Annotated in this window: 15 protein-coding genes and 1 pseudogene; 7 read left to right on the forward strand and 9 right to left on the reverse strand. The window is 73.0% G+C overall.

Going from position 1 to position 23,704, the window contains the following annotated elements; genetic code table 11:
* Positions 1-68: 68 nt before the first annotated feature.
* From infB to OCT49_RS26755, 6 genes and pseudogenes are all read left to right on the forward strand, one after another.
* Positions 69-3,124, forward strand: a pseudogene (gene infB, locus OCT49_RS26730) (translation initiation factor IF-2).
* Positions 3,125-3,292: 168 nt separating this feature from the next.
* On the forward strand, positions 3,293-3,589 hold the full coding sequence (locus tag OCT49_RS26735) for a DUF503 domain-containing protein (protein ID WP_148839675.1): 297 nt from the start codon (positions 3,293-3,295) through the stop codon (positions 3,587-3,589).
* Between the two features lie 19 nt (positions 3,590-3,608).
* Positions 3,609-4,061 carry a 30S ribosome-binding factor RbfA gene (rbfA, locus tag OCT49_RS26740; RefSeq protein WP_283854348.1) on the forward strand — a complete coding sequence of 151 codons (453 nt, stop codon included), beginning with the start codon at positions 3,609-3,611 and terminating at the stop codon, positions 4,059-4,061.
* Positions 4,058-4,954: a tRNA pseudouridine(55) synthase TruB gene (truB, locus tag OCT49_RS26745; RefSeq protein ID WP_283854349.1), complete on the forward strand. Its 897-nt coding sequence runs from the start codon at positions 4,058-4,060 to the stop codon at positions 4,952-4,954. The genes rbfA and truB overlap by 4 nt, the downstream gene beginning before the upstream one ends.
* 277 nt (positions 4,955-5,231) lie before the next feature.
* Complete coding sequence (locus OCT49_RS26750) at positions 5,232-9,107, forward strand: S1 family peptidase (RefSeq protein WP_283854350.1); 3,876 nt, start codon at positions 5,232-5,234, stop codon at positions 9,105-9,107.
* A 43-nt stretch (positions 9,108-9,150) separates the two neighbouring features.
* Positions 9,151-10,104 carry a bifunctional riboflavin kinase/FAD synthetase gene (locus tag OCT49_RS26755; RefSeq protein WP_283854351.1) on the forward strand — a complete coding sequence of 318 codons (954 nt, stop codon included), beginning with the start codon at positions 9,151-9,153 and terminating at the stop codon, positions 10,102-10,104.
* A gap of 126 nt (positions 10,105-10,230) precedes the next feature.
* Here OCT49_RS26755 and OCT49_RS26760 read toward each other — a convergent pair whose 3' ends face one another.
* The 9 genes from OCT49_RS26760 to eccE all read right to left on the reverse strand — a co-directional run bounded on the left by OCT49_RS26760 (position 10,231) and on the right by eccE (position 21,970).
* Positions 10,231-11,241 (reverse strand): oligopeptide/dipeptide ABC transporter ATP-binding protein, encoded by a 1,011-nt coding sequence (locus OCT49_RS26760; protein WP_283854352.1) that lies wholly within the window; start codon positions 11,239-11,241, stop codon positions 10,231-10,233.
* On the reverse strand, positions 11,238-12,260 hold the full coding sequence (locus OCT49_RS26765) for an ABC transporter ATP-binding protein (RefSeq protein WP_283854353.1): 1,023 nt from the start codon (positions 12,258-12,260) through the stop codon (positions 11,238-11,240). Before OCT49_RS26765 ends, OCT49_RS26760 begins: the two co-directional genes overlap by 4 nt.
* Positions 12,257-13,198: an ABC transporter permease gene (locus OCT49_RS26770; RefSeq protein WP_283854354.1), complete on the reverse strand. Its 942-nt coding sequence runs from the start codon at positions 13,196-13,198 to the stop codon at positions 12,257-12,259. Before OCT49_RS26770 ends, OCT49_RS26765 begins: the two co-directional genes overlap by 4 nt.
* Positions 13,195-14,280 (reverse strand): ABC transporter permease, encoded by a 1,086-nt coding sequence (locus tag OCT49_RS26775; RefSeq protein ID WP_283854355.1) that lies wholly within the window; start codon positions 14,278-14,280, stop codon positions 13,195-13,197. The genes OCT49_RS26770 and OCT49_RS26775 overlap by 4 nt, the downstream gene beginning before the upstream one ends.
* A gap of 92 nt (positions 14,281-14,372) precedes the next feature.
* A complete protein-coding gene (locus OCT49_RS26780) occupies positions 14,373-16,244 on the reverse strand; it encodes an ABC transporter substrate-binding protein (protein ID WP_283854356.1) in 1,872 nt (623 codons plus the stop codon).
* A gap of 198 nt (positions 16,245-16,442) precedes the next feature.
* A complete protein-coding gene (locus OCT49_RS26785) occupies positions 16,443-19,178 on the reverse strand; it encodes an SCO5717 family growth-regulating ATPase (protein WP_283854357.1) in 2,736 nt (911 codons plus the stop codon).
* 424 nt (positions 19,179-19,602) lie between these two features.
* A complete protein-coding gene (locus tag OCT49_RS26790) occupies positions 19,603-19,836 on the reverse strand; it encodes a DUF397 domain-containing protein (protein WP_148840450.1) in 234 nt (77 codons plus the stop codon).
* 86 nt (positions 19,837-19,922) lie between these two features.
* Complete coding sequence (locus tag OCT49_RS26795; RefSeq protein ID WP_283854358.1) at positions 19,923-20,633, reverse strand: hypothetical protein; 711 nt, start codon at positions 20,631-20,633, stop codon at positions 19,923-19,925.
* The gene (eccE, locus tag OCT49_RS26800) at positions 20,630-21,970 is read right to left on the reverse strand and encodes a type VII secretion protein EccE (protein WP_283854359.1); all 1,341 of its coding nucleotides are present in this window, start codon (positions 21,968-21,970) and stop codon (positions 20,630-20,632) included. Before eccE ends, OCT49_RS26795 begins: the two co-directional genes overlap by 4 nt.
* A 188-nt stretch (positions 21,971-22,158) precedes the next feature.
* Here eccE and eccB point away from each other — a divergent pair, with 188 nt between their 5' ends.
* Positions 22,159-23,691 carry a type VII secretion protein EccB gene (gene eccB, locus OCT49_RS26805; protein WP_283854360.1) on the forward strand — a complete coding sequence of 511 codons (1,533 nt, stop codon included), beginning with the start codon at positions 22,159-22,161 and terminating at the stop codon, positions 23,689-23,691.
* Positions 23,692-23,704 lie beyond the last annotated feature (13 nt).

A 23,704-nucleotide genomic window follows, 5' to 3' on the forward strand; every position in this document is an offset into this window, starting at 1 on the left:
GAGTACGCGATGAGTACGCCCATGAAGTAGCGACGGTCCGGCGGTAACCCGGACCTAAAAGGAGCGAAGTGGCTAAGGTCCGGGTATACGAACTCGCCAAGGAGTTCGGCGTCGAGAGCAAGGTCGTCATGGCCAAGCTCCAAGAACTCGGTGAATTCGTCCGTTCGGCGTCCTCGACGATCGAGGCGCCGGTTGTACGCAAGTTGACTGACGCACTGCAGGGGCCCGGCGGCAACGCCGGCAAGCCCGCTGCCAAGCCTGGCGCGCCCCGCAAGGCGACGCCCGCGAAGCCCACGGCGCCCTCCCCGGCCGCCGCGGCACGTCCCGCTGCCCCGAAGCCCGGCGCCCCGGCCCCCAAGCCGGCCCCCGCCGCCCCGGCGAGCAGCACCCCGCAACGCCTTCGGCGCCGGCCCCGGGCCCGCGTCCGGGTCCGCGGCCCGCGCCCAAGCCCGCTCCGGTGACCCCGGTCCCCGCCGCCGAGTTCTCGGCGCCGGCCCCGGCCCCGCAGCAGGCCCCGCGTCCCACCGGCGCCACCCCCGGCCCCCGTCCCGCCCGCCCGGCTCCGTCCGGCGGCCAGCGTGACGGCGGTCAGCGCGACGGCGGCCGCGGTGGCGACCGTCCCGCGCGTCCCGCGGGTCAGGGCGCGCCGCGCCCCGGTGCCCGTCCGTCCGGCCCCCGGCCGGGCAACAACCCCTTCACCTCCGGCGGCTCGACGGGCATGGCCCGTCCGCAGGCGCCGCGTCCCGGCGGCGCCCCGCGTCCCGGTGGCGGTCAGGAGCGTCCGGGTGCCCCGCGTCCGCAGGGTGGTCCCGGTGGCGCGCCGCGTCCGCAGGGCCAGGGCGGTCCCCGTCCGACCCCCGGCGGCATGCCGCGTCCGCAGGCTCCCCGTCCGGGCGGTGCCCCCGGTGGCAACCGTCCGAACCCGGGCATGATGCCGCAGCGTCCCGCCGCGGGCCCGCGTCCCGGTGGCGGCCCCGGCGGCCGTGGTCCCGGCGGCGGCGGTCGTCCGGGCGGCGCGGGTCGTCCCGGCGGCGGCTTCGCGGGTCGTCCGGCCGGTCCCGGCGGCGGTGGTGGCGGCTTCGCCGGCCGTCCCGGTGGCGGTGGCGGCGGTGCGGGTCGTCCCGGTGGCGGCGGCGGTGGCTTCGGCGGCCGTCCCGGCTTCGGTGGCCGTCCCGGCGGTCCCGGCGGCCGTGGTGGCACGCAGGGCGCGTTCGGCCGTCCCGGCGGTCCGGCCCGTCGTGGCCGCAAGTCGAAGCGGCAGAGGCGCCAGGAGTACGAGGCCATGCAGGCCCCGTCGGTGGGCGGCGTCATGCTGCCTCGCGGCAACGGACAGTCCGTCCGTCTGTCGCGCGGTGCCTCCCTCACCGACTTCGCGGAGAAGATCAACGCCAACCCGGCGTCGCTCGTCGCCGTGATGATGAACCTCGGCGAGATGGTCACGGCGACGCAGTCCGTCTCCGACGACACGCTCAAGCTGCTCGCCGAGGAGATGAACTACGTTCTCGAGATCGTCAGCCCGGAGGAGGAGGACCGCGAGCTGCTCGAGTCCTTCGACATCGAGTTCGGCGAGGACGAGGGCGGCGAAGAGGCGCTCATCCCGCGTCCGCCGGTCGTGACCGTCATGGGTCACGTCGACCACGGAAAGACCCGACTGCTGGACGCGATCCGCAAGACGAACGTCATTGCGGGCGAGGCCGGCGGCATCACGCAGCACATCGGTGCGTACCAGGTCTCCGCCGAGGTCAACGGCGAGGACCGGAAGATCACCTTCATCGACACCCCGGGTCACGAGGCGTTCACCGCCATGCGTGCCCGTGGTGCGAAGTCCACCGACATCGCGATCCTCGTGGTGGCGGCGAACGACGGTGTGATGCCCCAGACGATCGAGGCGCTGAACCACGCCAAGGCGGCCGACGTGCCGATCGTGGTCGCGGTCAACAAGATCGACGTCGAGGGCGCCGACCCGACCAAGGTGCGCGGTCAGCTCACCGAGTTCGGTCTGGTGGCCGAGGAGTACGGCGGCGACACGATGTTCGTCGACATCTCCGCCAAGCAGGGTCTGCACATCGACCAGCTGCTGGAGGCCGTCGTCCTCACCGCCGACGCCTCGCTCGACCTGCGGGCCAACCCGGAGCAGGACGCGCAGGGCATCGCGATCGAGTCCCACCTCGACCGCGGCCGCGGCGCCGTCTCGACCGTCCTGGTCCAGCGCGGCACGCTGCGCATCGGTGACACGATGGTGGTCGGCGACGCGTACGGCCGGGTCCGGGCGATGCTCGACGACAACGGCAACAACGTCGAGGAAGCGGGTCCCTCGACCCCCGTCCTCGTGCTGGGTCTCACCAACGTCCCGGGCGCCGGCGACAACTTCCTGGTGGTCGACGAGGACCGTACGGCCCGTCAGATCGCCGAGAAGCGTGCCGCCCGCGAGCGCAACGCCAACTTCGCCCGCAAGGGCGTCCGGTTCTCCCTGGAGAACCTGGACGAGGCGCTCAAGGCCGGTCTGGTCCAGGAACTCAACCTCATCATCAAGGGCGACGCGTCCGGTTCGGTGGAGGCCCTCGAGTCCTCCCTGCTCCAGCTCGACGTCGGCGACGAGGTCGACATCCGGGTCCTGCACCGCGGTGTGGGTGCGGTCACCGAGTCGGACATCGACCTGGCGACCGGCTCCGACGCCATCGTCATCGGCTTCAACGTCCGCGCTGCCGGGCGTGCCCAGCAGATGGCGGAGCGCGAGGGCGTCGACGTCCGCTACTACTCGGTGATCTACCAGGCCATCGAGGAGATCGAGGCGGCCCTCAAGGGCATGCTCAAGCCGGAGTACGAAGAGGTCGAGCTCGGCACGGCGGAGATCCGCGAGATCTTCCGCTCGTCCAAGCTGGGCAACATCGCCGGTGTGCTGGTCCGCTCCGGCGAGGTCAAGCGCAACACCAAGGCGCGCCTGCTGCGCGATGGCAAGGTCATCGCGGAGAACCTCAACATCTCCGGTCTGCGCCGCTTCAAGGACGACGTCACCGAGATCCGCGAAGGCTTCGAGGGTGGTATCAACCTCGGAAACTTCAACGACATCAAGATCGACGACGTCATCGCGACGTACGAGATGCGCGAGAAGCCGCGAGGCTGATCCGCGGGGAATCCGGGGGAACACCCCCGGACCCCTCCTTCACAGTCGGGGCCGGTCGACGGGGCGTAATTTCCGTCGATCGGCCCCGGCCGTTCCGTGTACGGTTCTCGTGTTCCTGCCAAGCGCTGGCAGGACACGAACCCGAACCGGCGGGACATCCGGACATTCATGTATGTGGGGACACTGTCCTTCGATCTGCTTCTCGGCGACGTACGGTCGTTGAAGGAGAAGCGCTCCGTCGTCCGTCCGATAGTCGCCGAACTCCAACGAAAATTCGCGGTGAGCGCGGCGGAGACCGGCGGTCAGGATCTCCATCGCAGGGCCGAGATCGGCCTTGCCGTGGTCTCCGGGGACACCGGACACCTCACAGATGTTCTGGACCGGTGCGAGCGGCTGGTGGCCGCCCGGCCGGAAGTGGAACTGCTGTCCGTACGACGGCGGGTCCACAGCGACGAAGACGATTGAGCAAGAGGGAGACGGACCAGTGGCCGACAACGCGCGGGCTAAGAAGCTGGCGGACCTCATCCAGGAGGTGGTCGCCCAGAAACTTCAGCGCGGTATCAAGGACCCGCGCCTGGGTACGCACGTGACCATCACGGACGTCCGGGTCACCGGCGACCTGCGGGAGGCCACGGTCTTCTACACGGTCTACGGCGACGACGAGGAGCGGGCGAGCGCCGCGGCCGGTCTGCAGAGCGCCAAGGGCATCCTGCGGTCGGCGGTCGGTGCGGCGGCGGGGACGAAGTTCACCCCGACCCTCGCCTTCGTGGCGGACGCGCTTCCGGAGAACGCGCGGGCGATCGAGGACCTCCTCGACCGCGCGCGGGCCTCGGACGCCAAGGTGCGCGAGGCGTCCTCGGGCGCCACGTACGCCGGTGACGCGGACCCGTACCGCAAGCCGGAGGACGAGAACGACGAGGACACCGCCTCCGAATGACATCGCAGAACACGCCGGACGGCCTTGTCATCGTCGACAAGCCGTCCGGCTTCACTTCGCACGACGTCGTCGCCAAGATGCGCGGCATCGCCCGGACCCGCCGGGTCGGACACGCCGGCACGCTGGACCCGATGGCGACCGGCGTGCTCGTGCTCGGCGTCCAGAAGGCCACCAAGCTTCTCGGTCACCTCGCGCTGACCGAGAAGGAGTACCTCGGCACGATCAGGCTCGGCCAGAACACCATCACGGACGACGCGGAGGGCGAGATCACCTCGTCCACCGACGCGTCCGGGGTGACCCGGGAGGGCATCGACGCGGGTGTCGCGGCCCTGACCGGCGCGATCATGCAGGTGCCGTCCAAGGTCAGCGCCATCAAGATCGACGGCAAGCGGTCCTACGCACGGGTGCGGGGCGGCGAGGAGTTCGAGATCCCGGCCCGCCCGGTGACGATCTCGTCCTTCAACGTCTACGACGTCCGCCACGAGGTCGCCGAGGACGGGACGCCGGTCGTGGACCTGGTCGTCTCGGTCGTCTGCTCCTCGGGCACGTACATCCGCGCCATCGCCCGGGACCTCGGTGCCGGGCTCGGCGTCGGCGGGCACCTGACCGCGCTGCGGCGCACCCGGGTCGGACCGTACGGCCTCGACGCGGCGCGGACGCTCGACCAGCACCAGGAGGAGCTGACCGTGATGCCGGTGGCCGAGGCCGCCGCAGCCGCGTTCCCCCGCTGGGACGTGGACGAGAAGCGTGCCAGGCTGCTGCTGAACGGCGTACGGCTGGACATGCCGGCCTTCCCGTCGGAACCGGTCGGGGTCTTCGGACCCGACGGACGGTTCCTGGTTCTCGTCGAGGAGCAGAAGGGCAAGGCCAAGAGCCTCGCGGTCTTCGCCTGAGCGGCTGCCGGGGCCCGGCAGCCGGACTTCCGGGGGCCGTCCCTCCGGCCGCCGTCCGGCAGGCTCCGGACGGCGGCCCGGTGCCGTCACCGGGACGGACTCGACGTGGAGCGGGCGGGACAACCCCGCCCGCTCCACGGTTCCCCGCGATTGCTGTCCACCGGACGCCCATAATTCACCCCAACGAGCAGGCGCTCGGAGTGAAACGGGGGTGCATCAGGGGGCGCTTTTGCTCCAAGTGGTACACGTGCTGATCATCGGTCCTAACGTTCCGACCATGGGAAGCGGGGACCGGGCAGCGCTGGTACGTATCTGCGATCAGGCCGGTCGGCCGCGGGGGACCGGATTCGTCGCGGACGACCGGGGCACGGTACTGACCAGCCACGAGGCGATCGACGGCCTCGACGGACCGGTCCTGCACGGAGCGGACGGCCACAGTCGCACCCTCGGGGCCGACGACATCACCGCGCTGCCCGAACTCGGGCTCGCCCTGCTGCGCACCCCGGGCCCCGGGGCGCTGGGCGTGGAACCGGTGCCGATCACCCTGCGGGAACGGATCGACGCCGGGACGTACGTGACGATCGCCGCCCACGGCTGGCGCGAGGCCCGGGTGCTCGGCACCACCTCCGTGACCTACACCGCGCGCGGCCGTTGCCACCGGATCGGCGCGGCGCTGGAGCTGGCGCTCGGCACCAACGGCAGGGACGCGCTGCAACTGCGCGGCGCGGCCGTGGGCGGACCCGTCCTCGATCCGGAGAGCGGCGCGGTCATCGCCGTACTGGGCACCGCGCTGCGGGCGGAGCACCCCGCGGGCGGCCTCGCCGTACCGCTGCGGGACACGGGCACCGAGGGCCCGCTCGACGTACTGCTGCGACGCAACGCGACGAGCGTCCCCGGTTACGGACACGACCTGAACCTCGCGGGCGCCCTGCACCTGACGGCGACCTCGCTCGGTTCGGCGGGCGGTCCGGGCGACGGGCCCGACCCGGTCGAGCGCCCGGACGTCAGCGCGGAGTTCATGGCCTTCGCGGGACCGGCCGGGGCCTCGTCCGCGGCGGGCGGCACCGCGGTCGTCCTCGGCCTGGTCGGGGCCCCGGGCACCGGGCGCACCACCGAACTGACGGCGCTCACCACCCGCCGGGCACGCGGCCCGGTCCCCGCGCCCACCCTCTGGCTGCGCGGCGCCGACCTGCTGGCCGGCGACACCTCGGTCGCCGACGCCGTCACCCGCGCGCTGAGCAGGGCCGGCCGGATCGTCACCGCCGCCGGGGCCCGGGGCGACATGACCACCGCCACTCCCGAACGGGTGGCCCGGCTGGCCCGGGAGTCCGGAATCCCGCTGCTCGTGCTGCTGGACGGCCCCGAGGAGATGCCTCCCGCACTGGCCCACGAGACCGCCCGGTGGACCGCCGCCACCGTCGACTGGCTGCGGACCAACGGCGCACGGCTCGTGATCGCCTGCCGGCCCGAGTACTGGGAGACGGCCGGTGCGCTCTGCCCGCCCGGCGCGCTGCACCGCCCCGCCCGCCCGGCCGGGCGGCTGCCGTCCGCGATCCGGCTGGGCGACCTCACCGCGGACCAGGCCGAACAGGCCCGGCAGCGGTACGCCATCCCGCCCGGTGCGCTCGCCCCCGGGCACGACCGGCACCCGCTCACCCTGCGCCTCCTCGCGGAGGTGCGCGCCGCCATGCCCGGAGAGGTCGCCGGGCAGCCCGACACGGAGGAGGTGTTCGCCGCCCACCTGGACCTGATGTGCCTGCGCGTCGCGGTCCGGGTCGCGGCCGCCTCGGGCCGGGCGCCGGGCGGGGGCGCGGTCCGCAGACTGGCCGCCCGGGTGGCGGGGCAGGTGCACGAGGCGGCACGGCGCTGCCTGGGCCCGGGACAGGGAGAGCTGGACCGGGCGGCGTTCGAGGAGGTCTTCCCCTGGCGCCCCGGCTGGGCGTCGGCCGTCCTCACCGAGGGCCTGCTCGTCCCGGCGGGGGCCGGTTACCGCTTCGCGCACGAGGAGCTGGGGGACTGGGTCCAGGGCGCCCATCTGGACGTGGACGCGGCCCTGCACGCGCTCGTCCACCGATGGCACGCGCGGAAGGAGCCGGACCACGGGGCGCCGCCGGATGGGGCGGGCCCGGGCAGGGGCACGGCACCGGGGGTGGGCGTGACACCCGGGGCGGGTGCGGCACCGGGGGCGGGTGTGGCGCGGGGTGTGGCAGCCGCCCGCCGGGTGCCGCAGCCGAGGCGGCCCGCGGGAAGCGGCCGGAGCCCCGTCGCGGGCCGGCCGGGCGGCGGGAGCGACGGGGCGCCCGCACCGGACGCGGGAACGGTCCCCGGGGAGGGGCCCGGCTCCCCGGGCCCCTCCCCGGGCCCCTCGTCGGGCCCGCGCACCCTGCCCGTACCGCGCCACCGGATCGGTCCGGTGGTCCAGGCACTGCTCCGGCTGGGCCGCCGACAGGGCCCCGTGGCCCTCTCCCACCAGCTGGCCGACCTCATCGAGGCCCTGGACCGGCTGCTGCCCGGACCTGGGGCCCCGGAACGGGCCGACACCGACACCACCGCCAGCACCACCCCCACCACCTCCTCCGGCGGGGACCGGGACACCCCGTGCCGCGACGCCCGGTGGTGGGCCGTCCACCTGCTCTCCGAGACCCTGATCCAGGTGCCCGACGCCCGGCCGTACCTCGGGGTGCTGCGGCTCCTCGCCGGCCGGGTCGTGCGCGGTGCCGCGCGGGGCGGACCGACGGGCCCCGGCACGTACGCCGAGTTCGGCCCGTGGTTCTGGCAGCGGCTGACGCTGCCCGAGGCGGACCGGATCGACCTGTTCCGGCGCCTGGTCCCCGCCGACGGGCCGCCCTGCGGTGATGGCGAGCGGTTCCTGGACGCCGTGGCCCGGCGGCTCGCCGCCCGGCCCCGGACCGTGCAGCCCCTGCTCTGCGGCTGGCTCACCGACGAGCGTCCGCTCCCTGCCGGTGACGGTGACGGGGACGCGCTGCGGCCGACCGTGGCCACCGCCGCGCAGGCGCTGCTCCACACCCACCGGGGCCTGGCCGTCGACGACCTGACCGACGCGCTCGTCGCGGCCCACCACCCCCGGGCCGGGGAACTGCTCACCGCGCTGGCCGAGGACGAGCCCGCCGCCCTGTGCCGGGCCGTGCACCGCTGGGCCCACGACGGGGACCGGCCCGCCCGCCGCACCGCCGCCGCCACGTACGCGGCGGTCGCCGCGCCCCACGCCGTCCTCGACACCGACCGCGAGCTGCTGCGCGGAGCCGCCCGCGCCCTGCTGGCCCGCCCCGGCGACGCCGCCCTGCACGGGGCCGCGCTCGCCCTCCTCGTACGGGACCCGCAGAGCCGGGACGGCTGCCTCCCGCAGGCCCTGCGGGCCTTCGTCGAGGGCGAGCCGCGACTGTCCCCGGACGTGCTCGCAGCGGCCCTGCCGTCCCACCCGGAGCCGGTGCTCGCCGCGTTCCGGGAGCGGCTGACCCGGCCGGACGAGGGCGCGGGCGAGGTGCTGTGCGCCCTGGCCGCGATCGACGCCCCCGCACTGGCCCTGCACACCGCCGGACTGGTGCGCGCCTACGTCGAGAGCCACCCGGACGACACCGCGCACGCCGCCTCGTACATCCACCGGAGGCTGGAGCACGGGCCCGCCGCCCGCGCGCTGCTGCTGCCGCTGGTGACCGGGCTGCTGCGGGACCGCCCCGTACCGCCGCCCGTGCGCGGGTCGCTCGCCGCGGTGTTCGCCGCGCCCGGCAGCCCGGCCTCCGCCCAGCTGCGGGGGGAGCTCCTGGAGGTCCTGCTCGACTTCGAACAGGACACCCGACAGGACCCGGACGTGCTCGCCGCGCTGCTGCGGGCCGCCGGAACCGGCTCCGGAGGACGCGCTCCGGCCCGTACCCGCGCCCTGGTCCACCGCACCGGAACGCTGCTGCTCCGCACCCCCGGCGGCGCGGACCGATTCGACCGGCTGCTGGTCGAACTCGCCCGTGACGTACCGGGGTTCGCAGCCCTGGTCACCGGCTGGCTGACCGAGGCCCCGCAGGAATGGACACCGCTCATCGGCCCGGACGCCCGACGGACGGTTCGGGAGCTGGGCGGCCCCAAGGCGATGCCGATGCAGGCCGCAGGGCGTGAGCATGGCAGTCTTAGACCTGCGTAAGAGGCATATCCACGTACACAGGTTCGGGCGAGGAGCGGTCAGAGTGCAGCGCTGGCGTGGCTTGGAGGACATCCCCCAGGACTGGGGACGCAGCGTCGTCACCATCGGTTCCTACGACGGGGTGCACCGCGGACACCAGCTGATCATCGGGCGCGCCGTGGAGCGGGCCCGCGAGCTGGGCGTGCCGTCCGTCGTGGTGACCTTCGACCCGCACCCCAGCGAGGTCGTGCGGCCCGGCAGCCACCCGCCGCTGCTCGCCCCGCACCACCGGCGTGCCGAGCTGATGGCCGAGCTGGGCGTGGACGCGATGCTGATCCTGCCGTTCACCACCGAGTTCTCGCAGCTGGCCCCGGCCGACTTCATCGTGAAGGTGCTCGTCGACAAGCTGCACGCGCAGCTGGTCATCGAGGGCCCGAACTTCCGCTTCGGCCACAGGGCGGCCGGGAACGTCGAGCTGCTCGCCGAGGTCGGCACGACCCACGACTACCGCGTCGAGGTCGTCGACCTGTACGTGAGCGGCGAGGCGGGCGGCGGCGAGCCGTTCTCCTCCACCCTCACCCGGCGGCTGATCGCCGAGGGCGACGTCGCGGGCGCCGCCGAGATCCTGGGCCGCCCGCACCGGGTCGAGGGCGTCGTCGTGCGCGGCGCGCAGCGCGGCCGTGGGCTCGGCTTCCCCACGGCCAACGTGGAGACCCTGGTGCACACCGCGATCCCCGCCGACGGCGTCTACGCGGGTTGGCTGGTCGTGGCGGGCGAGGCGATGCCCGCCGCGATCTCGGTCGGCACGAATCTGCAGTTCGACGCCACGGAGCGGACGGTGGAGGCGTACGCGATCGACCGCGTGGACCTCGACCTGTACGGGCTGCACGTCGCGGTGGACTTCCTCGCGTACGTGCGCGGGATGCTGAGGTTCGACTCGGTCGACGACCTGCTCGTGGCGATGGCCGCCGATGTGAAGCGGTGCTCCGAACTGGTCGCCGCGTACGAGCGGGGCTGACCCCCCTCGGGCCGTGCCCGCCTCCCGGCGTGCCCGCGGCCCCCTCGAACGAACGAGTGAACGGACGAACCGGGCCGGGCCCGTCCGGGGGGTGATCCCCGCACGGGCCCGGCCCGGTCGCGCTTCCTACGCCTTCTTCGTCCGCCCGGCCGCGGCGGGGGCGGCGGCCGCCCAGTGGCACGCCACCTGGGTCCGGCCACCGCCCGCGAGCACCGGCAGGTCCTCCGCGCGGCAGGCGTCCGCGACGCCCGCCCGCTCCGCCTCGCCCGAGGCCAGCACCTGGCAGCGGGCGTGGAAGCGGCACCCGGACGGCACCTTGGACGGGTCCGGCGGCTCACCGGTCAGGACCACCGGCTCGCCCCCGGCCTCCGGCAGCACCGACAGCAGCGCCCGGGTGTACGGATGGCGCGGGGCGGTGAGTATCCGCTCCACCTCGCCGGTCTCCACGATCCGCCCGAGGTACATCACCGCGACCCGGTCCGCGATGTTCCACGCCAGACCCAGGTCGTGCGTGACCACCAGCGCGGACAGGCCCAGTTCGTCCCGCAGCCGCAGCATCAGGGCCAGGATCTCGCCGCGCACCGAGGCGTCCAGCGAGGCCACCGGCTCGTCGGCCACGATCAGCTCGGGCTCCAGGACCAGCGCGCCCGCGATCACGACGCGCTGGCGCTGCCCGCCGGACAGCTCGTGCGGATAGCGCAGGAAGAATCGTTCCGGCGGACGGAGCCCGGCCCGCGACAACGCCTCGGACACCGCCGCCCGCTCGTCCCCCGCGTACCCGTGGATGCGCAGGCCCTCGGCGACGGCGTCGTAGACCGTGTGCCGGGGGTTGAGCGAGCCGCTGGGGTCCTGGAGCACCAGCTGGACCCGCTTGCGGTACGCCTTCAGCGCCCGGCTCCCGTAGTCGAGCGGCCTGCCGCCGAAGGTGACCTGCCCGGACGTCGGCGGGACCAGGCCCAGCAGCGAACGCGCCAGCGTCGTCTTGCCGCAGCCCGACTCGCCGACCAGCGCCACGATCTCACCGGGCCGGATGTCCAGGTCCACGCCGTCCACGGCCCGCGCCGGTTCGGCCCCGCGCCGGCCGGGGAAGGTGACCTTCAGCCCCTGGGCGCTCAGCAGGGGAGGGGTGGTGCTCATGGGGTGCTCCTCGCTTCCTCGGTGTCCGGCAGGGCCGCGGCCGCTCCCGGCTCCACCAGCACACAGGCGGCCCGCCGCTCCGGTCCCGCCACCCGCAGCTCCTGGTCCTCGGTCGCGCAGGAGTCCAGGGCCACCGGACAGCGCGGGTGGAAGGTGCAGCCGCCGGGCAGCGCCGACGGGTCCGGCGGGTCGCCGGGCAGTCCGCGGGGCGCGAACCGGGAGGCCGGGTCGCCGATGCGCGGAAAGGCGCCGGACAGGGCCTTGCCGTACGGGTGGTGCGCGTTCTCGTAGACCTCGGACGCCGGGCCCTCCTCCACGACCCGGCCCGCGTACATCACCGCGAGCCGGTCGCAGGTGTCCGAGAGCACCGCGAGGTCGTGGCTGATCATGACGAGGCCGAGGTCCTGCTCGGACACCAGCTGCTCGATCAGCCGCAGGATCTGGGCCTGGATCATCACGTCGAGCGCCGTGGTCGGCTCGTCCGCGACGATCAGCCCCGGATCGCAGGCCAGCGCCATCGCGATCATCACGCGCTGGCGCTGCCCGCCGGACAGCTCGTGCGGATAGGCGGCGGCGCGGGCGGCCGGCAGGCCCACCTGCTCCAGCAGCTCCCCGACCTTCTTCGCCGCCCCGGCCCGGGACGCCTTCCGGTGCAGCAGGATCGGTTCGGCAATCTGGTCGCCGATGCGGTGCACCGCGTTGAGCGAGTGCATCGCCCCCTGGAAGACGATCGACGCCCCCGCCCAGCGCACCGCCCGGACCTGGCCCCACTTCATGGCGAGGACGTCCTCGCCGTTCAGCAGGATCTCACCGGTGACCTTCGTGCCCGCGGGCAGCAGCCGCAGCAGCGCGAGGGCCAGCGTCGACTTCCCGCAGCCCGACTCACCGGCGATGCCGAGCTTCTGCCCGGCGTCGACGGTGAGGTTCACGCCGCGCACGGCCCGTGCCCCGCCGGCGTACGTCACCGTGAGGTCCCGCACGTCGAGGAGCGGCGGCCGGTGGATGTTCGTGGTGCTCAACGGGCCACCCCCAGCTTGGGATTGAGGACGGACTCGATCGCGCGCCCGCAGAGTGTGAAGGCCAGCGCCACCACCGCGATGGCGATGCCGGGCGGTGCCAGGTACCACCAGTGGCCCGCGCTCACCGCACCCGCCTCGCGGGCGTCCTGGAGCATGCCGCCCCAGGAGGTGGTGGTCGGGTCGCTGAGGCCGAGGAAGGCCAGCGTGGCCTCGGTGAGGATCGCGCTGGAGATCACCAGCGTCGTCTGGGCGAGCACCAGCGGCATCACGTTCGGCAGCACGTGCCGGACCATGATGTGCCCGTGGCCGCCGCCCAGCGCGCGGGCCCGCTCGATGTACGGGCGGGACTCCACCGCGAGGGTCTGGGCCCGGACCAGCCGGGCCGTGGTCGGCCAGGTCGTGACCCCGATCGCGATGATGACCGTCCACATCGAACGGTCCATCACCGTGGCGAGCGCGATCGCGAGGACCAGGGTCGGCATCACCAGGAACCAGTCGGTGACCCGCATCAGGACCGTCGAGTACCAGCCGTGGAAGTGACCCGCGACGATGCCGACGACCGTGCCGATGGCGACGCACAGGAACGCCGCGAGCAGGCCGACCGTCAGCGAGACCCGGGTGCCCCACACCAGCAGCGCCAGCACGTTGCGGCCGAACTGGTCGGTGCCGAGCGGGAATGCGCCGCTGGGGGACTCCAGCGCCCCGCCGGGGGCGTTCGTGACGGACTGCGAGTCCGCACCGACGAGCTGCGGCGCGAACACGGCGATCAGCGCGATCAGGACGAGGGCGGCCAGCCCCCACAGTCCGCCCCGGTGGTTGCGGTACTCCCGCCAGAAGCGGGCGGCGGATTGGCGCTTGCGGGCCCGTGCCAGGGCACGCGGATCCGGGGCGGCCCCGGCCTCCGCGGGCGTGGGCGTGGGCATGGATTCGGTCGTCATCGGCCCACCCGGGGATCGAGCAGCGGATAGAGCACGTCGGCAAGGGTGTTCGCCAGGATCACCGCGGTGGCGAAGACGAAGAACAACCCCTGCACGAGCGGGAGGTCGGGCACGCTGAGCGCCTCGTAGAACAGCCCGCCCAGGCCCGGCCAGGAGAACACCGTCTCGACCAGGATCTGCCCGGCGACCACGTGCCCGAGGTTCACGAACATCAGGGTGAAGGTCGGCAGCATCGCGTTGGGCACGGCGTGCTTGCGGCGCACGACGTCGTCCCGCAGCCCCTTCGCGCGGGCCGTCGTCAGATAGTCGCTGCCCATCTCGTCGAGCAGCGAGGAACGCATCACCAGGAGCGTCTGCGCGTACCCGACGGACACCAGTGTGATCACCGGCAGGACCAGGTGGTGCGCCACGTCGAGGACGTGGGCGAAGCCGGTCTCACCGGTGCCGGAGTCCAGCCCGCCGGTCGGGAACAGGCCGGGGAACGGACCGATGCCCACCGCGAAGACGATGATCAGGAGCAGGCCCAGCCAGAACGCCGGCACCGAGTAGAGCGTGAGGGCGAACGCGGTGTTGAAGCGGTCGCTGAGAGAGCCGTTGCGCCAGGCGGTACGGGTGCCGAGCCAGATGCCGAGCGCGGTGTACAGGACGTACGACGTGCCGGTGAGGAACAGGGTCGCCGGCAGCGCCTCGGTGATCTTGTCGATGACCGGTGCGTGGAACTGGAACGACAGCCCGAAGTCACCGGTGAGCGCGTCGCCCACATAGGACGTGAACTGCTGCCACATCGGCTGGTCGAGCCCGAACTGGCGACGCAGCGACTGGAGTTGCTCGGCGGACACGGGCCGGCCGCCGGTCATCTGCTTGACCGGGTCGCTGGGGATGAGCCGGAAGAGGAAGAAACTGGTGACCAGGACCGCGAACAGGGAGACCGCGGCACCCGCGATCTTGGCCGCGACGTACTGGAGATATGCCTTGGTGTTGCGCGCCCGTGGACCGCGGTCGGCCGACGGACCGGCCGGGGCTGGCCCGTCGGTGTCCGCGTCCGCGTTCTGCACGAGCGCCGGAGTGCTGTCAGCTGTCATGGGGAACTCTCGTTGACTCGTGCCGCAATGAGGAGGGGCCGACCGGTGGAGCGAGTGTTCCCCGGCCGGCCCCTCCTCACCCGTTCGGGTGATTACTCGCGGTCGTCCGCCGTGTTGCGGCGGCGCATCGCGACGAACAGCCCGCCACCGGCGAGCACCACGACCACCGCGATGAGGCCGATGACGACGCCGCTGGAGCCCGAACCGCCGGAACCGTCCGAGCCCTCGCCGTCCGCCGGAACGGCCGACCACCAGCTCCAGTAACCGTCCTGGCCGTAGATGTTGCCCGCCGACTTCGGCATCGTGGTGATCGACTTGATCTGGTCGGTGCGGTATGCCTCGACCGCGTTCGGGTACGCGATGACGTTCATGTACCCGGAGTCGTACAGCCACGACTGCATCTGGTTGACGAGGTCCGCGCGCTTGGCCGGGTCGTACTCGGCGAGCTGCTTCTTGTACAGCTCGTCGTACTTCTTGTCGCAGATGAAGTTGTCCGTGGAGGCGCTGTCCTTGGCCTTGGAGGGCAGCGCGGCGCAGGTGTGGATGCCGAGGACGAAGTCCGGGTCGGGGTTGACGGACCAGCCGTCGAAGGCGAGGTCGTACTCGCCCGCGTACCAGGGCACGGAGACGTTGTCGAGGCAGTCGACCTTCAGACCGATACCGAGCTTGCCCCACCACTCCTTGAGGTACTTGCCGATCGCCTTGTCGTTCGGGTCCGTGGCGTGGCAGAGGATGCGCAGGTCGAGCGGCTTGCCGTCCTTGCCGACCCGCTGGTCGCCCTTGAGCGGGTAGCCCGCCTCGTCGAGCAGCTTCGCCGCCCTGGCCGGGTCGTACGCGAGGCTCTGCTCGGCGGTCGGCTTCCACTGGTACGCCGTGAAGCGCGGCGGGATGTAGCCCTGGCCCTCGACGGCGTGGCCCTGGAAGACCTTGTCGATGATGGTCTTGCGGTCCACGGACAGGAAGAGGGCCTGGCGCACCTTCTGGTCGAGAAGGGCCTTGTGGCCGTTGCCGAACTTCTTGCCGTCCCTGGTCTGCGCGCCCGGGTTGGTGGCCAGCGCGAAGAAGCGGCGGCCAGGCCCCTCGTTGACCTTGATGTTCTTGTCGCCCTTGAGGGAGTTGGCCTGGGCGGGCGTCAGCGCGGGGGAGCCGGCGACGAAGGAGACCTCGCCCTTGCGCAGCGCGGCGACCGCGGTGTCCTGGTCCTTGTACGTCTTGAAGACCAGCTCGTCGAACTTCGGACTGCCGCGCCAGAAGTCCTTGTTGGCCTTGAGCTTCACATACTGGTCGACCTTGTAGTCGGTCACGATGAACGGCCCGTTCCCGACGATCGGGAAGGTCTGGTCGTTGTTGAACTTGGAGAAGTCACCCACCTTCTCCCAGACGTGCTTCGGGACGATCGGCACGTCGAGCGCGGCCATGGTGGCCTGCGGCTCCTTGAGCTCGATGACCAGCTGCGTCGGGCTGGGCGCCGTCACCTTCTTGAAGTTCGCGACGAAGCTGCCGTTGGCCTGCGCGGCGGCCTCGTCGGTCATCATCTTGTTGAACGTCCAGGCCGCGTCCTCGGCGGTGGCCTGCTGCCCGTCCGACCACTTGGAGTCGGAGCGGATGGTGTACGTCCAGGTCAACTTGTCCGCGGACGGCTCCCACTTGGTGGCGAGACCGGGGATCGCGTGGTTGTCCTCGGGGTCGTAGTTGGTGAGGAAGTCGTACATGAGCCGGCTGATGCTGGTGCTCATGAGCCGCTGAGCGAGGAACGGGCTCAGCGAGTCGACGCTCTGCGCGACGGCGACGGTCAGGGTCGACTTGCCGCTGTCGGCGGCCTGCGCCTGCTGGGGCGCGGCGCCGAGGGGCACACCGGGTACGACGGAAGCGGCGGTCAGGGCCAGGGCGGCGGCACCGGAGGCCAGGAGGACGCGCAGGCGTGCGCGTGGCTGGACAGTGAGCGGTGGAACTCTTTCGACCATGGTCGGGGACCTCGCGTCATGACTCGCACGGAGAAGGCGGGTTGATCTGTGGTTCGCCAGCTGGTGAAGCGAAGGTTTATCAGCGGGGGTCGAGCCCCGTCAACGGTCATCGAAATGGCGTGTGGTCTGCGGGAATGCCCAAAAGGGCCCGCACCGTGGAGACGGTGCGGGCCCTCATTGGTTCAGACCTCTGAAGCCTTACTGCTGAGGCGCTGACGGTGGCTGCTGCTGCCATCCGCCGGGCGATGCGGGGCCGGGCTGCGCGCCCTGGCCGGGCTGCTGCTGATGGGGCATCGGAGGAAGCCCGGCCGGGTTCGCCGGGGGCTGGGCCTGCGGGGGCGGCGACTGCTGCCAGCCGTTCTGCTGCGCTCCGGGACCGGCGTGCGGCGGGTACGGCTGCGGGGGCTGCTGACCGCCGTACGGCTGCTGCTGGTACGGCTGTTGCGGGGCGTACTGCTGGCCGGGCATCGGCGGGGCGTACTGCGGGGGCGGCGCGGAGCCGTCCGAGGTCCACAGCCCCTGCTGCTGCTGGGCGCGCGCGAAGTCCTCGGCGACCAGCGCGGAGAGGTTGAAGTACGCCTCGCGGGTCTTGGGCCGCATCATGTCGAGGTCGACCTCGGCGCCCGCCGCCAGGTGCTCGTCGAACGGCACGACGACCACACCGCGGCAACGCGTCTCGAAGTGCTGCACGATGTCGTCGACCTTGATCATCTTGCCGGTCTCGCGGACCCCGGAGATGACCGTGAGGGAGCGCTGCACCAGCTCCGCGTAGCCGTGCGCCGAGAGCCAGTCCAGGGTGGTGGAGGCACTGGAAGCGCCGTCGACCGACGGGGTCGAGATGATGATCAGCTGGTCGGCGAGGTCCAGCACCCCGCGCATCGCGCTGTAGAGCAGGCCGGTGCCCGAGTCGGTGAGGATGATCGGGTACTGCTTGCCCAGCACGTCGATGGCGCGCCGGTAGTCCTCGTCGTTGAACGTCGTGGAGACCGCCGGGTCCACGTCGTTGGCGATGATCTCCAGTCCGGAGGGCGCCTGCGAGGTGAAGCGGCGGATGTCCATGTACGAGTTGAGGTACGGGATCGCCTGGACCAGGTCGCGGATGGTGGCCCCGGTCTCCCGGCGCACCCGGCGCCCGAGCGTGCCCGCGTCCGGGTTGGCGTCGATGGCCAGGATCTTGTCCTGCCGCTCGGTGGCCAGGGTCGCGCCGAGGGCGGTGGTCGTCGTGGTCTTGCCGACGCCGCCCTTGAGGCTGATGACCGCGATCCGGTAGCAGGACAGCACCGGCGTACGGATCAGGTCGAGCTTGCGCTGCCGCTCGGCCTCCTCCTTCTTGCCGCCCAGCTTGAAGCGGGACACCCCGGACGGGTTGCGGCTGCTCTTCGCCTTCTGCTTGCCCCGGACGAGCCGGTCGGAGGAGAGCTCCACGGCCGCCGTGTACCCGAGCGGGGCGCCGGGCACGGAACGCTCGCGCTGGTCGTGGGTGACCGGGCTCGGCCAGGCGGCCCCGGTGCGCGGGTCGACGGGCTGGCCCTGGGGCTGCTGGCCCTGGAGCTGCTGTTCCGGCTGTTGCGGGGTGGGCTGCTGTGGAGGGGCGGCCTGCGCGGGCAGGTGCGGCGCGGCCTGGGCCGGCGGCTGGGGTGCCTGCGCGCTCTGGGCTGCCTGAGGCGCCTGGGGCGGGAGGGGTGCCTGAGGAGGCTGGGGCACCTGAGGCGGGAGGGGAACGCCCTGCTGCGCGGGCCACTGAGGCGCCTGGGGCTGCTGAGGTGCCTGGGACTGCTGGGGAGCCTGCGGCGTCGGTGCCTGGGACGCCTGCGGGAACCCGTAGCCACCCTGCGGCGGTGTCTGCGGGAACCCGTAACCACCCTGCGGCGTCTGCTGCGCGGCGGGAGGGGTCTGCTGCGGGAACCCGTAGCCACCCTGCGGGGGCTGGGGCGTCCCGGCCCCGGGGAACCCGTAACCACCGGCCGCCTGTCCGGCCGGAGCCGGAGCGGGGGCCGGCGTCGGTGCCGGGGCAGGGGGCGAGGCGGGCCACTGCTGGGCGGGCTGCGGCGCGGCGGGCTGGAAGGCGGGCGGCAGCGGCGGCAGGGCGCCCTGCGGCGGCGGCGCCGGGGCCCAGGGCTGCGGCGCGGCGGGCGGCGGCGGGGTGTCCTGCGGTGCGGCGGCGGGCACCGCGTCCGAGGGGGCGGAACCCGCCGCTCCGTCGGAGCTCTCCTGCGTACCCCGGGCCGGGACGCCCGGAGCACCGGCGGACGCCGGGGCATCGGCCGCGGGACCGGTCGGGGCGGCGCCCTCGGGCGCGCTCGGGGCGGAAACGGGGGCGGGGGCCTCGTCCGTACCCGTACGGTCGCCACCGGCGCCGGCCTCCGCGGACCCCGCGCCCGTGAATCCGGCCCCGGCACCGTGAGCGTGTCCCGGACCGTCCGTCTCCCCGGCCCGGTCCGCATTCGCGATGCCTGCCCCGAAGTTCCCCTCGATCTCCGCGATCTGCTGCTTCAGCGCAGCCGCCGAGAACCCCGCGGAGCCGTCCTCCACATCGCCGTTCCCGACCCCGAACGGGGCCGACGTACTGGCGGGCGCCACCGCCTCCGGGGCGGAGGAGGGCGCGGGACCGCTGCCAGCGGCCGGGTTGTCCGCGACCGGGTCGTCCGCCGGGGCCCGGACCGGAGCCGGGGCGGGCGGCGCCGGAGACCAGTCGGAGTCGGCCCCGTTCCCGGCCGGCGGCGCGGGCACGGACAGCGGTGCGCCGGTGGGCGGCGGCGGGGCCAGGTGCGCTCCGGCACCGCCCGACGAGTCCCCCGGCGAGTTCTGCGTGTACCAGGCGGGCGGGGTGTAGTCGATGGTGAACTCACCCGTCATCTCGACGGGCTCCGCGTCGGACGACTCGTCGACGGGCTTGTTCCAGCCCCCGCGCATCTCGTCCCGATCGCCGTTCACTTTGCCTCCTGGTGTGGTCGAGCACCCTTGTGCGGTCGTGGGTGGGGGGCGACCGTTTCCGTCTGTCCGACCGCCCGGCTCTCCCCCTGGGACACGCATCGCCTGCCCGCAGGTTCTTCTGCCGCGCCCGGACCCACCCTAATCGTCATGGGGCCCCCTGCGGCAGGCCGTACCGCCGGGCAGAAACTGTCCAGTAGGTCACGGGCCCGCCCGCAAGCCCCCAGGGTGCGACGGAGCCCATGGAGCGAAGCGGTCAATGTGTTGCATACCGGGGTGGAGTGCATCTGAACGCGATGTGCCGGGCAGGACATGGCCGGTCGACGCGTATCGCGTCAAGCCGTATCCGTACATTCCGCATGTTCCGCACATGAGGAAAGGGGCGGCCGACATGTGCCGACGGCCACCCCTTCCACCAGGTCATCGCCTACGCGAGGTCGAACTCACCGTCCCGGGCGCCCAGTACGAAGGCGCGCCACTCGGCCTCGGTGTACCGCAACACGGTCTCCGGGTCCAGCGACGAGCGCATGGCGACCGCACCACCGGGCAGATGCGCGATCTCGACCCGCTCCTCGACGTCCTCGGTCCCCGGCGCGCTCAGCCACGTCACGTCCGAGATGTCGAGAGCGTAGAGCTCTTCCTTTTCCTGCTGGGTGCCCATGTCGGCGTCCCTTTCGATCGAGCCGTGTCATTCCCCGCACATCTTCCCCGGAAGCGGTGGCTCCGGGGCCACGAACGGCACAGTAATCAGTCCATCCGGCGAGCGGCGCCCAGCAGACCGCTCTCGACCTCCGTCGCGCCCGTCACCACCCAGTGGTGCTCCCGGCCCGCCACCCAGAGCGTGACGCCGTCCGCCAGGGTGGGCAGGGCCTCGCTCTCGATCCGGGCGAGCCCCAGGATCCCGCCGATCCGCTCCGCCTCGTCGGGCGAGACCCGCTGGACGCCCACGAGCGCCGACGTCCGCATCAACCGCGGTGCCACCGGGCTCAGATAGGGCAGCAGCGTCAGCACCGACTGCCACGGCGAGGACACCACCCGGCCCCGGGGCGGACGCATGCCGCAGTCCCGCACCACCACCACCGGACTGCCCACGGCCGCCCCGGTCGGCGGAACCCGCCCCACGTCATGCAGGGACACGCACTCCAGACCGGCCCCCGCGGCCTGCGCCAGCGAGGTCCACACCCCCGGGCGCCCGGTCTCCACCGCCACCCGCGCCCCCGTGGCCGCCGCCCGCAGCGCCAGCACCTGCGCGGTCCACAACCCCCCGATCAACAGGACGTCGTACGGCACCGGACGATGGAAGCCGATCATCCGCGTGTGCCCCTCGGCATCGGTACCGAGGATCACACCGTCGTCCCCGACCGGCAACGACAACGCGCCCAGGTCCGCCGCGGCCAGGGTGTGCCCCGCGTGCCGGGGACCGCGCAGCCCGCGCCCCGCTCCGGTCCGGATCGTCATCGTGCGCCTCCCAGCGGGAGCGTCGCCAGCACACCGGGCAGCTGCTCCCGGTCCAGCCGCACCAGACCGACCTTCGCGTGCCGGGCGGTCTGCTCCAACACCCTTCGTACCCCGACCAGTTCGGTGTCGGAACCACCGGTGACCCGTACGTGACCGGACACCGACACATCACCCCGGCGCGCACCGGGCCGCACCGTCAGGCTGAAGGCCGTCGCGTGCGCGGGCACCTGGGTCAGCAACGAGACGAGGCGCGGCAGCGGAGTCGCCCCCCGGCCCAACTCCGGCCAACGGTCCACCGCGTAGGCGGTGTGCCAACGGTCGTCGCACCGCCACACCCGCGACGTCTCCGCCGTCCGCCGCTGTGGCGCGGCCCCCTGCTGCCCGGCGCGGGCCGACAGGACGGGATTGGCGCACAAGGACGTGGCCAGGGCCGAGTGTAACTCCTCCTGGTCCAGCACCACGGCCCGGAACCCGGCACCGGTGATCCGGCTCGCCACATGGTCCGCGACCCGGACCAGGCAGCGCTGCGCACCGCCGATCCCGCCCCCGCGCGCCTCGACCGCCTCCCGGCACAGTTCCGGGTCCAGCTTCACCGCCACCCACGTCATCCGCAACGCGGGCGCCCCGGTCCGCTCCTGGAGGGGAACGTAGGAGAGCCGGGCCGCCGACCGTTCCGGCAGATGCGGCGCCGGAGCGGGGCGCACCTGCTGCACGAGCTGCGCGGACTCCAGCACGATGTCGTCCACCGCGAGGGCGTCGCCCAGCAGGGCCAGCGGGAAAGCCCGTTCGCCGTGCGCCCTGCGCAGCGACTCGCCACCGGCCTCGACGCGTACGACGGCGGTCAGGAACGTGCCGTCCCCGACCATGCCCACCGTGCGGCGGTTCCGGTCGACATGGGGGTACGGGGCGAGGCCCGGCACGCCCTCCGCCACCGGGGCCAGCTGCGGATCCGTGTCCGCGGCGGGCGCCGCGGCCGCCCGTCCGCGCCCGCGGAGCGCGAGCGTCATCGACACCCACTCCGGCACGGCGCGGCCCCGTCGGCGCACCACCGCGACCAGCACCAGCAGACAGGCGATCACACCGGCGGGAACCAGCCAGAAACCGCCGAGCACGGCACCCACCGCGGCGAACGCCAGAGCCGCCTCGACGAGCACCAGCCGCCGCAGTGCGGGGCCGGGACGGCCGGTCCGGGAAGCCGGGCGCGGAGTGGTCGCCGCGGGGGGATCCACCGGCGGGACGGGCACCGGGATGGCCGGTTCGTTGCTGCGTTGCCATCGGGAAGAGGAAGGTGATCGGTGGGCGGACCGCCCCGTACGCTCGCGCGTCGCCGAAACCATCGCCGCATTGCCCCCTCGTGTCCCCGGTTACCGTTTCTCTTCACGGGAGTTGACCGGGCGATCACCCTAACCCGAGCGATGGCGGGCGAACGCCTACGGGCATAGTGGGGAGCCCGGCCGAGGACGTTTGCTGACGGAGTGTGTGGCAACCTTGGTCGCCCACCGGGGGAAAAGGGGCAGCGGTACAGATGGCATCACGGCGGGACGAACTCAACGCCTACACCTTCGCGAAACGGAGGCTGGTCGCACAGTTCCTGCAACCCAACTCCACCGGTTCGGAGGAGGGTGCGCCGCGCCCCCTGCGCGCGGTGGTGCCCGGGGCGATCGTCGGCGTCGTGATCCTCGCGGGGTTCGGGGCCTGGGGAATGTTCAAACCCGTGGCACCCCCGAAGTGGGACACCCCCTACGAGAACGTCATCATCGCCAGCAAGTCCACCACGCGCTACGTGGTGCTGAAGACCGACGGCAAGAAGCAGCTCCACCCGGTGCTGAACATGTCCTCCGCCAGGCTCCTCCTCGCCCCGGGCAAGGACAAGGTCATCAAGGTCGAGGAAGCGGTCCTCGACAACGGGAAGATCCCGCACGGCGCCACCCTGGGCATCCCGTACGCCCCCGACCGGCTGCCGGACAGGAAGGAAGCCGGCTCGAAGAAGCGGTGGGCCGTCTGCGAGCAGCCCGGCCAGGGCGGCAGGGCCATCCAGAAGGCGGCGTTCGTCCTCGCGGAGCGCGATCAGCGGAAGGTCGAGGGCACGAACCGGCTGCACGGCGGCGAGCTCCTGTACGTCGAGGGCCCGGGGCCGGACCGCACCCGCTACATCGTGGACGCCGCGGGCAAGGCGTACGAAGTGAAGAAGGACGAACTCCTGCTCCGCACCCTGATCGACCGCGACCGCGCCCCCCAGCGGGTCTCCGCCGCCTGGCTGGACACCCTGCACAAGGGGGACGCGATCGACTTCCCGGCCCTCCCTGATACCCCCGGCGTCGACGCGGGCGTCCCGGGGCGGCTGCCGCCCGGGGCCGACAAGGTGGGCATGGTCCTCGCGGCGAAATCCGGCACCAGGACCCAGCAGTACGTGGTCCTGCCCGGCCGGGTCGCCCCCGTGTCGGACTTCGTCGCGAACCTCCTGCTCAGCAGCCGCTCCCTGGTCGACCTCGGCCAGGACGGCAGGGCGAGGCACGTCAGCGCCGGAGCGTTCGAACCCGGCGAGGCCTTCGGGCAGGACCGTGACTGGCCCACGCACGCGCCGAAGGTCGTCAACTCCACGAGCGACGCGCCCGGCAGCCGCGACACCGTGTGCAACGTTCTGCGCGACGTCGCCACGAAGGACGGCGCCGGCACGCTCAGCACCTGGGCGGGCACGGGCTTCCCCGCGACGCTCCCCACCGGTTCCAGCAGCGCCTACGTCACCCCCGGATCCGGACAACTGTTCCGCCAGTTCAAGGGGGCCGACGTCGACTCCGGCCCGCTCTTCCTGGTCACCGACACCGGCCTGCGCTACGCCATGCAGTCCAACGGCGACAGCGCCCGGGACGATTCCGGCATCGGCGAATCGGGCTCGAAGAAGGAGCGGGAGCGGCGGCGGCAGGAGGCACAGCAGGCGCAGGACCGGCTCGGGTACAAGGGCGTCGTGCCCGCGCCCGTCCCGGCCGCCTGGTCCTCGTTCCTGCCCACGGGCCCCCGCCTGTCGACCGGCGCGGCCCGCCAGCCGCAGGGTTCCTGAGGAGCGCCGCCCC

The sequence above is a fragment of the Streptomyces sp. ML-6 genome, assembly GCF_030116705.1.
GTDB lineage: Bacteria > Actinomycetota > Actinomycetes > Streptomycetales > Streptomycetaceae > Streptomyces.

Bases quoted from the DNA above. Each gene is read 5' to 3' on its own strand.
- OCT49_RS26735 (WP_148839675.1), top strand. From the start codon at position 3,293: ATGTATGTGGGGACACTGTCCTTCGATCTGCTTCTCGGCGACGTACGG.
- truB (WP_283854349.1), top strand. From the start codon at position 4,058: ATGACATCGCAGAACACGCCGGACGGCCTTGTCATCGTCGACAAGCCG.
- OCT49_RS26750 (WP_283854350.1), top strand. From the start codon at position 5,232: ATGGGAAGCGGGGACCGGGCAGCGCTGGTACGTATCTGCGATCAGGCC.
- OCT49_RS26760 (WP_283854352.1), bottom strand. From the start codon at position 11,241: ATGAGCACCACCCCTCCCCTGCTGAGCGCCCAGGGGCTGAAGGTCACC.
- OCT49_RS26770 (WP_283854354.1), bottom strand. From the start codon at position 13,198: ATGACGACCGAATCCATGCCCACGCCCACGCCCGCGGAGGCCGGGGCC.
- OCT49_RS26775 (WP_283854355.1), bottom strand. From the start codon at position 14,280: ATGACAGCTGACAGCACTCCGGCGCTCGTGCAGAACGCGGACGCGGAC.
- OCT49_RS26780 (WP_283854356.1), bottom strand. From the start codon at position 16,244: ATGGTCGAAAGAGTTCCACCGCTCACTGTCCAGCCACGCGCACGCCTG.
- OCT49_RS26790 (WP_148840450.1), bottom strand. From the start codon at position 19,836: ATGGGCACCCAGCAGGAAAAGGAAGAGCTCTACGCTCTCGACATCTCG.
- OCT49_RS26795 (WP_283854358.1), bottom strand. From the start codon at position 20,633: ATGACGATCCGGACCGGAGCGGGGCGCGGGCTGCGCGGTCCCCGGCAC.
- eccE (WP_283854359.1), bottom strand. From the start codon at position 21,970: ATGGTTTCGGCGACGCGCGAGCGTACGGGGCGGTCCGCCCACCGATCA.
- eccB (WP_283854360.1), top strand. From the start codon at position 22,159: ATGGCATCACGGCGGGACGAACTCAACGCCTACACCTTCGCGAAACGG.